Origin of the sequence: Kordia zhangzhouensis (assembly GCF_001005305.1) — a bacterium.
GTDB lineage: Bacteria > Bacteroidota > Bacteroidia > Flavobacteriales > Flavobacteriaceae > Kordia > Kordia zhangzhouensis.
On sequence record NZ_LBMH01000003.1, the window covers coordinates 569937 to 585371 of the forward strand.

Here is a 15435-nt window from a genome sequence, read left to right on the forward strand (position 1 = left end):
GATGAGGTCACTTCTTCTATTTTTTTGTATCGGCATGTTTTTCACTGTACAGCTTCAGGGACAAACAAAAAATCGTCGTACCAAAAAAGTAGCCGTAAAAGATTCAATTGTGTTAGATACGGTAAGTATCAATCCATTCCAATTCAGAGTTTTGGATACACAACGTATGCCTATTGATACAATAGCATATCGTGTTGACTTTGCCAAAGCGATTCTTTATTTAGACCGTTCAAAAATCACAACGGATTCTATTCACATCAATTACACCAAATACCCTGAATTTCTCACAAAAAAATACTCAGGATTTAATACCAGTGTTATTGTTGAAAATCCTATTGATATTGATAAAATCGTTTCGTTATCTTCAAATAAAGAAGTTAAAAACACTCGCCTTTTTGATGGGTTGAATACTTCTGGAAGTATTTCGCGAGGGGTTACTGTAGGGAATAACCAAAATACAGTTTTAAATTCTGAGCTGGACCTTCAAATCTCTGGTAAAATATCCCAAAATGTAACACTTAGAGCATCAATTCAAGACGCAAATATTCCTATTCAAGAAAGCGGGTATTCGCAACGCTTAGACGAATTTGATCAAGTGTTTATTGAATTGGAAAGTAAAAATTGGAAAATTCGTGCTGGTGATGTGAATTTAGAAAATACATCTACCGATTTTATGCGTTTTCAGAAAAAAGTTCAAGGTGTAGGAATTACAGCAAATTTACCAAGCGAAAATAGCAATACTACTCTTTTTGCTGCGGGCGCATTGGTGCGTGGACGTTATACACAAAGTAGATTTCAAGGCCAAGAAGGCAATCAAGGCCCTTACAAACTTACAGGGCCAAATGAAGAACTTTTTATTCTGATTGTTTCGGGTAGTGAAACAGTGTATGTAAATGGTTTGCCTGTTCAACGTGGAGAAAATAATGACTATGTAATTGATTACAATGCGGGAGAAATCACATTTACGTCCAAATTTCCAATTACTTCTGAAATGCGAATTACTGTGGAGTATCAGTTTACAGACAACAATTATACTCGTTTTGTAGCCTATGGAGGTGCACAATACGAACAAAAAAAATTCAAAATAGGTGGATATATATATTCTGAAAATGATTCTAAAAATCAACCTATACAACAAAATTTGTCTGAAGAACAAGTTTCTATTTTACGTGAGGCTGGAGATAATCAAGATTTAATGAGCGCTCCTTCGGCTGTAGAACAAGCTTTTTCAGAAAATCGAATTTTATATAGGAAAGAACTCATCAATGGAGTTGAAGTGTTTGTTTTTTCCAATAATCCAGATGACACCCTTTTTGATGTTCGTTTTACGCTTGTTGGAGCCAATCAGGGAAACTATATATTGTCCAACACCGCTTCTAATGGACGAATTTATGAATACATTGCTCCCATTTCAGGCATTCCACAAGGAAATTACGAACCTATTATTCAGTTAGTTGCTCCAACAAAAACACAAGTTGCCGTCGTAAATGGAGCTTACACTCCAAGTAACAAAACAAACATGCAATTTGAAGTTGGTTTTAGTACTAACGATCAGAATTTATTTTCTTCTTTGGATGATGAAAATAACCAAGGATTGGCAGCAAAAGTTCGTGTAAAACAACAATTATTAGACAAAAACTGGAAAATTGAAAGTTTTGCAGATTTAACTCATATTGACGAACAATTTCAAACCATAGAAAGATTATATTCCATTGAGTTTAATCGAGATTGGAACTTACAGAATCGATTGAATACAGGAACTCAACAATTTTTGGCTGCTGGATTGAATTTTTTAAACAAAAAAAATGGAACAGCTCAATACCGTTTTGAATATTTAGATTTTGACAATAATGCCACAGGAAATAGACATGTTCTTAACACTCATTTACAGTTTGGAAAATTACGAGTGCAATCTAGCGGAAGCTATTTGACTAGTGAAACCACCACAACTACATCGGATTTCTTACGATTATTTGCAAAAACTGCCTATAGTTTCAAGAAAAGTTGGATAGGAGCTCGTGTCGATTTAGAAGGTAATGAACAAAAAGAAATAACCACTAAAAACTTTACTCCTATTAGCCAACGATTCAAAGCCTATACTGGTTTTGTAGGCGTTGGTGATAGTTTAAAGATTCATGCTGAAATTGGGTATACACACCGAGTAAATGATAGTTTACGCAACGAAAATTTACAACGAGTGAACGCTTCTAACACTTATTTTATGCGTTCTCGATTGATTCAAAATGAACGTACACAGTTATCATTGTTTGTTAATTATAGAATATTACAACAAGAGGATGAAAGTATTGAAGATGAAAAGTCTTTAAATTCACGTCTTGTATACCAACAGCGATTATTTGACAACAAAGCCTTGTTAAATACGGTATACGAAACCAACTCGGGCACATTACCGCAACAAGAATTTACATATATACAAGTAGATCCTGGACAAGGTGTTTATACTTGGAATGATTATAACAACAATGGTATTCAAGAGTTGAATGAATTTGAATTGGCTCAATTTCCTGACGAAGCTATTTATGTACGTGTATTATTGCCCAATCAAATTTTCATTAAAACACATCAAACTAAATTTAGTCAGGTAATTACTTTAAACCCTGCACAATGGAACAATAACAATACTATAGGACTAAAGAAATTTTTATCGCATTTTTACAATCAAACATCATTTTTAATTGACAGAAAGACTCTCCGAAACAATGATAATTTTAATTTTAATCCTTTTAATAGCAGAAATGAAGAAGATGTATTAGGGCTAACACAAACTTTACGAAATGCTTTGTTTTATAATAGGGGAAAACAAAAATATACGACATCATATACCTATTTGAGCGCTCAATCGAAAAATTTGCTTTCAGTTGGATCTCAAGAAAACATCAATACCTCACATCAACTCCAATTTACACACAAAATTGGCAATTTCTGGTTAACTGATTTTATAGCAAGTACAGGAAAAACAGAAAGCATTTCAGAAAATTTCTTAAACAAAAATTTTAAAATTGGTCTATTTAAAATAGAACCTACTTTATCCTATATATTCAATAGAAATAGTCGCTTCAGTCTTTTTTATAGGCTTGAAAACAAAGAAAATCTAATTGGAGATTTGGAAACTTTAACTCAACAAAAACTAGGTGTTTCTTTTGCATATAGCAATCAGCAAAAAATTTCGTTGAATGGTGAGTTCAATTACTTTACGAATGATTTTTCAGGAAATGCTTTCTCTCCTGTTGGGTATCAAATGCTTGAAGGGTTACAACCAGGCACCAACTTTACTTGGAATCTTTTACTTCAAAAAAAATTAACCAAATTCTTAGATTTAAACTTATCTTATTTTGGAAGAAAAAGCGAAACTTCTAAAACCATTCATACAGGGAATGTACAATTACGAGCGTTCTTTTAACATATATTTTATAAACGCCTACGCAACCTTTTCTTTCTTCTAGAATCTAATGATGGTATGATTGTTGATATAACAAGCAACATGTAACAACAAAACCGTTAATTATTATGAGAAAAATTTTTACTCAATGCATTACAGCATTATTATTTTTTACAGGATTTCAGAGTTTTGCTCAAGAAACTACACCACAACAAGATGATTTTTATAACGTAGGTAATCGTGTAAATGAGCTTCGTTTAGACGTATTTGACGCCGCTTTTTTCTCCGCTATCGATCTTACTTATGAGCGTGTAAGTGATACTTCTTATGGATACGGAGCTTCTCTATTTGCTAATTTTAGAGATAGTGATGATGGGTATTATGAAAAGTTTGCTATTACTCCATTTTTTAGATTCTACTTTTTTAACAAGCAAGATTATGGAGCTAAAGGATTATTTGTAGAAGTATTTACAAAATTTGCTTCTGGAGAAGATTATGATAGCATTTTTGATGTTGATGCTCCAGAACGTGATTATTTTGATGTTGCTGCTGGTTTTGGAATAGGAAATAAATGGGTAAATAAAAGAGGATTCATGTTAGAAATTTCACTTGGTGGTGGACGTAATATTGGATTAGATGATAATTCTCCAGAGTTTACCTTTAGAGGTGGTGTTTCTTTAGGATATAGATTCTAAAATAAAAAGCAAAATAAAAAAGCTGTTCTTTATTTAAGGAACAGCTTTTTTTATGTTTTTATATCAGATTATTACATCTTCATTAACCAAGCACGCATGTCTACTTCCTTATTGATGATTCCTCGAACATCTTCAATCTTAACACGTTGTTGTTCCATTGTATCTCTATGACGAATGGTTACCGTTTGATCTTCCAATGTTTGATGATCTACCGTAATACAAAAAGGTGTTCCTGCGGCATCTTGTCTACGATAGCGACGACCTACAGCATCTTTTTCGTCATAGATGACATTAAAATCAAACTTAAGATCATCAATAATTTCACGAGCAATTTCTGGCAATCCATCTTTTTTTACCAAAGGCAATACCGCAGCTTTTGTTGGTGCTAATACAGCTGGCAAGCGCAATACAGTACGTTCAGAACCATCTTCCAAAGTTTCATCTACCAACGAGTTTGAGAAAACAGCTAAAAACATACGATCTAGACCAATAGATGTTTCTACAACATACGGCACATAACTTTCTTTAGATTCATGATCAAAATATTGAAGTTTTTTTCCTGAATATTTTTCGTGCTGACTTAAATCGAAATCTGTGCGTGAATGAATTCCTTCTAATTCTTTGAAACCGAACGGGAATTTAAATTCAATATCTGCAGCAGCATCTGCATAGTGCGCTAATTTTTCATGATCGTGAAAACGATAGTTTTCCGCTCCCATTCCTAACGACAAGTGCCACTTTAAGCGACTTTCTTTCCATTGTTCATACCATTCTTTCTGAGTTCCTGGCTTCACAAAGAATTGCATTTCCATTTGTTCAAACTCTCTTTGTCTAAAGATAAATTGACGTGCCACTATCTCGTTACGAAAAGCTTTTCCTGTTTGTGCAATTCCAAACGGAATTTTCATACGCCCAGTTTTTTGCACATTTAAAAAGTTTACAAAAATACCTTGCGCTGTTTCAGGTCGCAAATACAAATCCATTGCGGTATCTGCAGAAGCTCCCAACTTTGTTCCAAACATTAGGTTGAATTGCTTTACGTCTGTCCAATTTTTTGAACCAGATATAGGATCGGCAATCTCCAATTCTTCTATCAAAGCTTTGACATCATCCAAGTCTTCATTTTCTAATGATCTTGCCAAGCGAGACAAAATACTATCAATTTTTTCTTGGTATCCTACAACGCGTCCATTGGTTGCTAAAAATTCTTTTTCATTGAATGCCTCTCCAAAACGCTTTGCTGCTTTTGTAACTTCTTTCTCAATTTTTGCTTCAATTTTGGCACAATATTCTTCTACCAAAACATCTGCTCTATAGCGTTTTTTAGAGTCTTTATTATCAATCAACGGATCGTTGAATGCATCTACGTGACCAGAAGCCTTCCACGTGGTTGGATGCATTAATATTGCAGCATCAATTCCTACAATATTTTCATTCATTTGCACCATAGCCTTCCACCAGTAGTCGCGTATATTTTTTTTGAGTTCTACACCATTTTGGGCGTAGTCGTAAACAGCACTCAAACCATCATATATTTCACTTGATTGAAATATATAACCGTACTCTTTTGCGTGCGATATTACCTTTTTAAATTGATCGTCTTGTTTTGCCATGGCGCAAATATAAAACGTTTGTGAATCAGCTACAAGCTATTTTTTTGCGATGTATACAAAAGCGGGAGGAATGTTGAATGCTTCAAATGATAATTTGACCTGATCGTTGAAAACTTCTTTTAGTTTTTTGTAGTATGTAAGACTGTATTGGTATTGAACGAAGAGCGTATCTTTTTTCATTGCTTTATACGAATTGTCTAAAATTCGGTCGCTAATTTCTGTGGGAATGTTAGTAAGAGGCAAACTAGAGATGATACAATCTGCTTTATCAAAACCGTGTTTTTTTAAAATCGATTCTACTTTTTCTGCGGAAACTTTTTCAATAATCAATTGTGAATGTTTAATTTTTTCAAGAGATTGAAAAAACTTATCATTAATTTCAAAAGCAATTAAAATAGCATCTTTTGGTATTCTTTTGAGAATTTCTTTAGTGATAATTCCGTTACCTGGTCCAAACTCAACAATAACTTTGGCTTTTGAAAAATCGATTGTATTTACAATTCTTCGAGTCAGAAATCGTGAACTGGGAAAAATAGTTCCAGAAGTTTTAATATCGCGTATAGCTTCTCTAAAAAATTTTAATTTATCCAAATGAAGAACCTTTTTACACTTTTTTAGTGGTCAATTTTTATTCTATGCGAAGTAAAGAAAATATTCAGAAATTATACTACTTTTTTAGGATTCTTTGCTATTTCTTAAAACGAAGAAGACTTGAATTAATAGCTTGTGTTCATGTCACCAGAAGACATTCCTTGATTAAGTTCTTGCTGCATTTGTCGGTTACTTTTACGTAATTCAATCATTTGCTTGCGATAATCAATAATGGTTTCATAGTCCAATACGCTTGCTTGTATCCTTTTAAGCAATGCTTTCACTTTTTCTTTTTCTAGTTGTACTTGTGTTGCTTTGGTCGTTGATACTTTTCCAAAGTGATCATAATTTTTGATAATCTCTGTTAATTCTTCTTGTACCAAGACTTTCTCTTTTTCTAAATACTCGTTTTTCTGTTTATTATCATTATAATTGAATATAGAAATAAGTATCATAGATACTGTCATTGCCGAGAGTGCAATTAGTAATATTCTTTGAATTGTGTCTTTTGTGGCTCGGCCCATAAAAAAGTAGTACTTTTAACTGCTAATGATACTATATCGAGACTTTTTTGAATGACAAATATATTAAATAATATTCTTTCTTCCTTTTTTCCAAAAACTTGTATTGGTTGTTCAGAAAAACTTATGCATCAAGAAACGCATGTATGCACAAAATGTTTTCACAAATTACCTTTTACTAATTTTCATGAGCACCAACAAAATCCTGCATACAACACTTTTTACGGACGCATAATTCTTGAAAATGCAACTGCTTTGTTACATTACAAGAAAAAGGGAATAGTACAACAGTTACTACATCATTTAAAGTATAAAGGACAAGAAGAAATTGGAACTTTTTTGGGGACTTTATTAGGAAATCAACTAAAAGACATTCCTTCCTACAAAAACATTTCATATGTAATTCCAGTCCCATTACATAAAAAACGTTTGCGAGCGCGCGGGTATAATCAAGTTGCAAAATTTGCACAGCAACTTGCTCTACATTTAGAAGCAACATATACTGATACGGTTCTTCAAAAAACAACGCATACAAAAACACAAGCATTCAAAAATAGGACTGATCGTTGGCTAACTATTCAAAATTCTTTTGAAGTTACTGACTATGAGATTTTAAAAAATCAACACATATTACTTGTAGATGATGTTATTACTACTGGAGCAACTCTTGAGGCATGTTCAAATGCACTTCAAAAAACGCCAAATATTAAAATCAGTATTGCAACAATGTCAATAGCAAGTTAAAACCTTCGTTAGTACGAAAAATAATTAGTTAATTTGTAGCGCATTATTTAGTTTAGTTAATGAGACAACGTTTTATATATTTTTCTTTAGTTTTCTTTTTGATTTTATCTTTGATGAATTGCGCAAAGCGTGGTTTCCCTACAGGTGGCGATCCAGACAAAACGCCTCCAAAAATGGTAAAATCGCAGCCTGAGGAATTTAGCACTAACTTTAATGAAAAGCGGATTCGTATTTATTTTGATGAATATATCAAAGTAAAAGATATTCAAAAGCAATTAATTATCTCGCCACCTATTAAAGATGGTGGTTATATTATTTATCCTCAAGGGAGTGCTAGTAAATATATAGATATTCAAATTATAGATTCCTTACAACCTAATACAACGTATTCATTCAATTTTGGTCAAAGTATTGTAGATAATAATGAAAACAACCCATACGATTATTTCAAATATGTATTTTCTACAGGTCCTTATATTGATTCTCTTGAGGTTTCAGGAACTATTGAAGATGCCTTAAATAGGAAACCTGAAGATTTTGTATCGGTAATGTTGTATGCCATTGATTCTACATACAATGACTCTACTGTATACAAAAAAACACCTACTTATATTACCAACACACTTGATAGTTTAACAGAATTCAAACTTTCAAACCTACGTGCTGGTACTTATAAAATGATTGCATTAAAAGATGTTTCCAACAATTATGTTTTTAATCCTTCACGAGATAAAATTGGGTATGTAGAACAGGAAGTTACTATTCCAACTGATTCATCATATACCATCACATTATTTAAAGAAATTCCAGCTTTTAAAGCTACGCGTCCAGCACAAATTTCAAAAAAAATGATTGCTTTTGGATATGAGGGTGAAGTAGATAGCATGAATATTACGGTCACATCTGATGTTCCAAAAGATTTTCGGTACGCAATAACACGTGATCCAGAAAAAGACACCTTGCGATATTGGTTTGATAATATTAAACCCAAAACAGATTCTTTAGTGTTTACGGTTTCTAAAGGGAATTACAGCAAAGATTTTACTGTAAAATTGAAAGATATAGAACGAGATTCTATGACCCTAACACCCAATTATCGAGGCACCATTCCTCCAAACAAAAATTTTAAAGTAATTTGTAATACTCCTATTGTTGATTTTGACGAACGCCAAATATCAATTCAAAATAAAGACTCTGTGGCTGTTACATTCAAAACAACATATAATAAAATAGACAATAGTCTAGATATTGCTTTTGAGAAAAAAGAAAGTCAACGATATACGGTAAAAATGTTACCTAAAGCAATGACAGATTTTTATGGCGAAGTAAATGACACATTGAATTACACACTCACAACTAAAGAATATAAAGAGTACGGAAATATTGAATTATCATACAATAGTAGTTCCTACCCTATTATTATTCAAATTGTGAATGAAAAACTGGAAGTCATTGCCGAAGAATATGTAACAGAACCAAAGCCTTCGTATACTTTTCCGTATATCGACCCACAATTTGTATATTTCCGCGTAATTTTTGACAGCAATAAAAATGGAAAATGGGACACTGGAAATTACTTAAAAAATATCCAACCCGAAACAGTTAAGTATTTTCCAAAAAGAGTTGAAATTCGCGCTAATTGGGATGTAATTGAAACACTTACAAATTTAAAGTAAACGCATCTTTATCATTTAAAAATTTTAGCTTATTCCTGTATGTGGCAATGTGATTTTTGGTCAATGTCACAATTTCCGTTTGCTCTGTATTTGGCAAAATAGTTGAAATCTTTTCACCTAAAACATCATACGCTGCTGAATGCCCTGAATACTCGTTCGAATTTGCGTCCAATCCTACTCGATTGACTCCAATACAATAACTCATATTTTCAATTGCACGAGCTTTAAGTAATGCATCCCAAGCGTTTACACGTGGTTTTGGCCAATTGGCTACATATAATAAAACGTCATAATTTTCTACATTTCGAGCCCAAACAGGAAAGCGCAAATCATAACAAATTAACGGACAAAGATTCCAACCTTTGTAATGAATCATCTTTTTTTCAGTTCCTGCCGTATATACTTTATCTTCTCCTGCTAATGTAAAGGTATGTCTCTTATCATATGTTTCAACTTCACCTGAAGGAAATACAAATACAGAACGATTGTAATAATGTCCGTTTTCAGAGATTACCATACTTCCTGTAATGGCTACATTTTTGGATACTGCCCAATTTTTCAACCACAACATCGTTTCTCCATCCATTGTTTCTGCTACAACTTGCGGATTCATAGTGAAACCAGAGGTAAACATTTCTGGTAATACAATTATATCTACAGACTCCGTAATTGCTTCTATTTTTTTAGACAGTTGAGAACGGTTTTCTTGAGGGTTTTCCCAACTAAGACTCGTTTGCACTAATGCAATTTGTAAAACTTCTTTCTCCATTGAAATCATATAAAAATGAGAGTATGAAAGTACAAAAAATATCTTTCGCCCTATCACTCATTAGTGTAGTTTTCAGTATAACAGCAATAATTTTCAGTTAACTAATTTTAGCTAAACAAAGACATCTTTAGCTCAATGACCATGAATATTTAATACTTCAAAAAGCTTTGTTTTAAAGGTTCTTCCTATTGGAATACGTTGATCATAAATATACACTTCATTTCCCGCAATTTTTTCAACATGATCTTTATTAATTACAAATGACTTGTGTACTTGTACAAATTGATGTTCAGGTAGTTTTTCCTTCCAAGTTCGCAATGTTCCAATAAAAGAAAGCTTTTGCTGCTTACTGACAAGCGTCAAGTAATTTCGCTCAGACTCTACATAATATACATCTTGAAACTGGATTTTATAAAAAGTCTTATCAACATTTAAAAATAAAGTCTCTGTGACAAGTTTTGGCTCTTCTTTTAATACAGCTTGAACTTTAAAGCGTTGTATTTTTTGAATAGCTTTTAAGAAACGTTCCAATGAAAAAGGTTTTACTAAGTAGTCCACAATTGTTTCAAATTCAAAACTCTCTACGGCATAATCAGGATATGCTGTAGTCATAATAATTGTTGGTGGATTTTTTAATGTTCGCAAAAAGCTTAATCCTGAAATATCTGGTAAATTAATATCTAAAAATATAAGATCAATCTCTTCCGTATGTAATATATCATATGCTTTTAAGGCTGCGTTGAATGTTCCTACCAATTCTACATAAGAAACTTTTTCTATATAGCTTTTTAAAATCCGTTGTGCAGGAATTTCATCTTCAATTATTATACATTTCATACTAATTGTAATTTTAACGTTACACAGTATTCCTCATGAGTAGTTACTTTTAGTTCATAACAATCTTTGTAAATCAACTCCAGTCGTTTTTGCAAATTTTGCAACCCAATTGCTTCTTTTTCTGTTTCTTTAGAAGCATCATACGCATTTACACATTTACAAGTTAGCACCTCATTATCAAGAGTAATAAAAATTTTAATCTTTGTATCCATTGTACTATGCTTAAACGAATTTTCTATCAATGTAATTAAGAGCAATGGAGCTATCATATAATGATTGTCTTGAATTTGTTTAGAATATTCAATTGTTTTGATTCCTTCCGTTCTAATTTCTTGAAACTTGATATAATTATCTATGAAGGTAATTTCTTTTTCTAACGGAACAAACGTTGCATTGCTTTCATACAATACATGTTTCAAATTATTGGATAACATTAAGATTAATTCTGGCACTTGAGCAGGTTTTTCTAACGAGTACGCATAGATTGTATTTAAATTATTGAATAATACATGTGGATTGATTTGAGACTTTAAGAACTTCAGTTCCATTTCAGTATGTTTTTGCTCAATAGCTTCTACTTCATCCTTTTTTTGTAAATACCGAAATAACATCCACACAAAAGAAAAGAAAATGATTGGTACAATGGTTTGCCATACATAATCCGACAAACACTTAGCTACACTACATCCACATTGAGCAAACACGTTGCAATATAATTGTGTTGCTAAAAAACTAATGATTGTAATTATCAATATATATAATGCATACCATTTTTTCTTTTCAAAAAAAGGAAGTAATACAAAGTCGTTCACATACACAATACTCACTAAAATCGATAAATATTGCAAAAACGGATTCTCAGCCCAATAATAGTCTGAAAAGTAAAATAGGGAAACAAAGATGAATAATGCCCAAAATAAAACATGGATTAGAATCTTTGATATTTTATAGTTAAAAAAATTCATCTTGGTTTGTTTACAAACAATCAAAGTACTAAGAAAGCGAAAGATCGTCAAATTATGAAGTATAAAAAGCAGAAATGTAGGTATCAAATTCCAACTCTCTTCAAAAAAGAACAAATACATTCTTCTTGTTGTTTATTGATTCTTTTATGCAGTTGATACACTTTCTTAGTTTTTCATAATTGCGTTAACCAATTTTGAATTCTCAATCTAAAATCATCAAAAAATGAACAAGTATATCCTTTGCATCATCGCAGTATTCTTATGCCAACGTTCGCTTTCACAAGATGCTACTATTCTAAGTAAAGATGCTCGTGGAAATGAAAAAATGTTAGGTATTATTACAAAACAAGGATTGACCTCGAATTCTTTTAATTCCTGGTTTACCCCAAATTTTGAAGCATATGAGCCTAATGAACAAATAATTAAAAAGCTTCGCAGAAAATTAAAAAAACATACTCTTACTATTTTTATGGGAACTTGGTGTGGCGATAGCAAACGCGAAGTTCCAAGATTTTACAAAATTCTGGAAGCAACGGGTTTCCCACAGGACAAGTTACGTGTTATCGGGCTCAATAATGAACGAGATTCATACAAACAAGGACCTAATCATGAGGAAAAAGGGTTTGATATTCATCGAGTTCCAACTTTTATTGTATTCGATCAAAAAGGAAAAGAAATTGGTCGTATCGTCGAACATCCTGTGGAAAGTTTGGAAGCCGATCTTTTAAAAATCTGCCGAAAAAAACCATACGAGCATTCGTATCAAATTGTCACTCAGCTTCAGCAACTTATTGAAAAAAAAGGAATAACTCACATTACAAACCATATTACTGAAATTGTCACTCATCTTCAACCGTATGCGAAAAGTTTGAAAGAACTCAACACCTACGGATATGTATTACTTCGTGCTAAGGAAATTGATAAAGCAATTACTGTATTTACAATTAACACACATCTTTTTCCAAAAAATAAAAATAGTTACGACAGTCTAGCTGAAGCCTATTACGAAGCACATAACTTCCAAGCTGCTCAAAAATATTACCGAAAAGTTTTAGATATAGACCCAAACGACCAAAATGCTCAAAAAATGCTTAGCCAAATAGAAAAATAAGGATTCTTTCTTACAAACAACGTTTGTTTTTTTAAAAGCAACACCTCTCAATATGAGATTTGTGTTGCTTTTTGCGTTATGTATAGAATTATTGCTAATTTTAACAAAAAGTGTTCGTACAGAAAATTGTCTACCATTATTTTTCAATCACTTTTTAATAGCCAATTAAAGCCGACGACAGGAATATATTTATGAGATTTTCGCTTTCTAGACTTTTAGCATGCTTCTTTTTTGTAGTAATGCACAATTATACGTGTGCTCAAGAAATGCCACAAAATGCTTCTTCCGAAGACATCCTTGCTTTTATCATTCAACAAAAACATTCCAATCCTGAACTGGCAAAAAAATATGCTAGCATTCTACTCGACAAAAGTAGAAATGCATATGATATTCGTGGTATTTTTGATGCTCATTTTCAAAATGCTCGAATTGCCACAATTGAAGGAGATTATTCACTTTCTATAAGTTATTGTGATTCTGCAATTCTATATGCTCATAAGCTCAAAAACAACTTTTCGCTTGCAGAATCTTATTTAACCAAAGGAACTGCTATTGTATACTTAGGCGACAATAAAGAAGCTTTAGCGATGTATCTCAAAGCTTTAGAAATTGCAAATCAACGGAATGATATTCAACTTAAAATTAAAGCGACTGCTAATATTGCCAAGATTAAAAGACGCATGGAGTTTTTTGAAGAAGCTTTAGAAATTTATAAAACGAATGCAAATCTTGCCGAACAGTATCAATTTAAAGATCCTCTCATCGCTATAAACTCTTACATGGGCATTGGTGGTACTTTTTTAAGGCTAAGGCAACCCGACTCAACTTTGCATTATTCTGAAATTGGATTGCAAAAAAGCTTGGCAATTAATGACGCTGAAGGTGTTAGCTATTTCTATATTGATTTTGGAATTGCACATTTTATTAAAGGCGATTTTGAACTTGCTATTGATTATTTAGAAAAGGCTGAAAAAATTACTAGAGGACTCAACAATCAAAAAAGGCTCACCGAAATTTATTACTACATCGGAAAATCATATTATGAGCGTAAAGAATATCAAAAAGCTGTAACATATTTAAAAAAAGTAGAAACAATTGTAGCTGCTATTAATAAAGAAAACCCAAACGGTTTTAATCCTCCCGAATTATTAGGAACCTACAGAGCATTGGCTAACGCTTATGAAAAATTACAAGAAGAAGATGCCTATGCCCAGTATACGCAGAAGTTTTTTGAGCTCAATGAATATAATGAAAGTGAAAATATAGAAGTAATCAAAGATTTATATGAAACCGTACGTAAAGAAAATGACACGCTTTCATCATTGACAACAAAACTAGAGAGTAGGTTAATTTATATGGTACTATTTGCTGTTTTTGTTGTTGCACTATGTGCGTTTATTCTATTTAAATTAATCAAAGCTCGCAAGCAGAATAAAATTATTTTTGAAAAGTTGGTTTCACAAATTGAATCAACAAAAGAAGAGCCTGCTAAAAAAGACCTTATTATTGAAGATAAAAAAGTAGAAGAAATTTTAGACCGTTTAGATAAGTTAGAACAATCCTTATTCTTTTTAAGTAGTAATTGTACATTGCAAACACTTGCTAAAAAAGTAAAAACCAACACAACCTATTTATCTAAAATCATAAGCACTTATAAAGAGAAAAAATTCTACGAATACATCAATGAATTACGAATTGAATATGTAGTAAAACGATTAAAAGAAGATCCTAAATTTAGAAAGTATTCCATCAAACACATTGCTGAAGAGATTGGTTATAAGAGTACAAATTCGTTTACCAAACATTTTAAAGCACACACTAAACTATATCCGTCCTATTACATTAAAAATCTTGAAGATAACTCTAAAAAGAATACCTCAAATTAAATAATTTGAGGTTCAGCAAGCGCAAATGTTTATGTAAGTGAACTAAAAAAAAGTATCTTTCATTGTATAATTGCAACCTAAAACCCAAAATAAATGAAAGCAAAAAAACTTAAAAAAATCCATTTCAAAAAAGCTGTTATTGCAAAAATGAATAGTGTCGATGTTGAAAAGATTAAAGGAGGAACACGCTCTTTTGATCCTGAAACTGGGTTAGACACTCACTGTAAAGACTACATTTGTTTCTAAATTATAGACTTTGTAATTTACATATGAAAAACGGGGAGCAATACGCTCCCTTTTTTATGCAATAAACTCCCTCAATTCCTTCAATTTTTAAACGAAATGCGTTGTTTACACTTTTATACGCTCCGTTTCTAATGTACTTTTAGAAAACAAAATTTACAGGAAAATACATTTCCGAAATCTTAAATTATTAACTATAAATTATTTTAACCATGAAAACTCAAAAAAGAAAATCTTTAAAATTCGTAAAAGCTTCTATTGCAAATTTAGATAAGCAAACATCACAAGAAATTAAAGGTGGAGTAACAGGATTTGCAGATTGTCATAGTAGAACTTCTTTGTGTATCACATCTTGTCACGTTCACTAAGAAGCAATATTTTATT

14 protein-coding genes are annotated in these 15435 nt (G+C 32.0%); 8 read left to right on the top strand and 6 right to left on the bottom strand.

From position 1 onward, the window contains the following. Positions 1–34: 34 nt before the first annotated feature. The gene (locus AA088_RS05915) at positions 35–3421 is read left to right on the top strand and encodes a hypothetical protein (RefSeq protein WP_082106577.1); all 3387 of its coding nucleotides are present in this window, start codon (positions 35–37) and stop codon (positions 3419–3421) included. A gap of 107 nt (positions 3422–3528) precedes the next feature. Next, positions 3529–4095, top strand: coding sequence for a hypothetical protein (locus tag AA088_RS05920; protein WP_052752799.1), 567 nt, complete (start codon positions 3529–3531; stop codon positions 4093–4095). A gap of 71 nt (positions 4096–4166) precedes the next feature. On the opposite strand, the gene AA088_RS05925 is transcribed toward AA088_RS05920, so the two are convergent. The 3 genes from AA088_RS05925 to AA088_RS05935 form a co-directional block, all read right to left on the bottom strand. Beyond that, positions 4167–5708, bottom strand: a complete 1542-nt coding sequence (locus AA088_RS05925; RefSeq protein WP_046744010.1) for a glycine--tRNA ligase — start codon at positions 5706–5708, stop codon at positions 4167–4169. A gap of 36 nt (positions 5709–5744) precedes the next feature. After that, entirely contained in the window at positions 5745–6299 is a 555-nt protein-coding gene (locus tag AA088_RS05930) for a class I SAM-dependent methyltransferase (protein WP_046744011.1), read from the bottom strand. 125 nt (positions 6300–6424) lie between these two features. Beyond that, complete coding sequence (locus tag AA088_RS05935) at positions 6425–6823, bottom strand: hypothetical protein (protein WP_046744012.1); 399 nt, start codon at positions 6821–6823, stop codon at positions 6425–6427. A 51-nt stretch (positions 6824–6874) separates the two neighbouring features. On the opposite strand from AA088_RS05935, the gene AA088_RS05940 reads away from it, so the two are divergent. Next, a complete protein-coding gene (locus tag AA088_RS05940; RefSeq protein ID WP_046744013.1) occupies positions 6875–7564 on the top strand; it encodes a ComF family protein in 690 nt (229 codons plus the stop codon). A 113-nt stretch (positions 7565–7677) separates the two neighbouring features. Further along, entirely contained in the window at positions 7678–9240 is a 1563-nt protein-coding gene (locus AA088_RS05945) for an Ig-like domain-containing protein (RefSeq protein WP_241483386.1), read from the top strand. On the opposite strand, the gene AA088_RS05950 is transcribed toward AA088_RS05945, so the two are convergent. The 3 genes from AA088_RS05950 to AA088_RS05960 form a co-directional block, all read right to left on the bottom strand. After that, a complete protein-coding gene (locus tag AA088_RS05950) occupies positions 9224–10009 on the bottom strand; it encodes a nitrilase family protein (protein ID WP_046744171.1) in 786 nt (261 codons plus the stop codon). The genes AA088_RS05945 and AA088_RS05950 overlap by 17 nt on opposite strands. Positions 10010–10141: 132 nt before the next feature. Next, positions 10142–10846 carry a LytR/AlgR family response regulator transcription factor gene (locus AA088_RS05955; RefSeq protein ID WP_046744015.1) on the bottom strand — a complete coding sequence of 235 codons (705 nt, stop codon included), beginning with the start codon at positions 10844–10846 and terminating at the stop codon, positions 10142–10144. Then, the gene (locus tag AA088_RS05960) at positions 10843–11811 is read right to left on the bottom strand and encodes a sensor histidine kinase (protein ID WP_046744016.1); all 969 of its coding nucleotides are present in this window, start codon (positions 11809–11811) and stop codon (positions 10843–10845) included. Before AA088_RS05960 ends, AA088_RS05955 begins: the two co-directional genes overlap by 4 nt. A 223-nt stretch (positions 11812–12034) precedes the next feature. Between AA088_RS05960 and AA088_RS05965 the strand changes: the two genes are divergently transcribed. The 4 genes from AA088_RS05965 to AA088_RS18615 all read left to right on the top strand — a co-directional run bounded on the left by AA088_RS05965 (position 12035) and on the right by AA088_RS18615 (position 15419). Continuing rightward, the gene (locus AA088_RS05965; protein WP_046744017.1) at positions 12035–12922 is read left to right on the top strand and encodes a tetratricopeptide repeat protein; all 888 of its coding nucleotides are present in this window, start codon (positions 12035–12037) and stop codon (positions 12920–12922) included. Between the two features lie 191 nt (positions 12923–13113). Next, positions 13114–14808, top strand: coding sequence for a helix-turn-helix domain-containing protein (locus tag AA088_RS05970; RefSeq protein ID WP_082106579.1), 1695 nt, complete (start codon positions 13114–13116; stop codon positions 14806–14808). A gap of 93 nt (positions 14809–14901) precedes the next feature. Further along, positions 14902–15054, top strand: coding sequence for a hypothetical protein (locus AA088_RS18200; protein WP_156168430.1), 153 nt, complete (start codon positions 14902–14904; stop codon positions 15052–15054). Positions 15055–15263: 209 nt separating this feature from the next. Next, the gene (locus tag AA088_RS18615) at positions 15264–15419 is read left to right on the top strand and encodes a hypothetical protein (protein WP_164484232.1); all 156 of its coding nucleotides are present in this window, start codon (positions 15264–15266) and stop codon (positions 15417–15419) included. Positions 15420–15435: the final 16 nt, after the last annotated feature.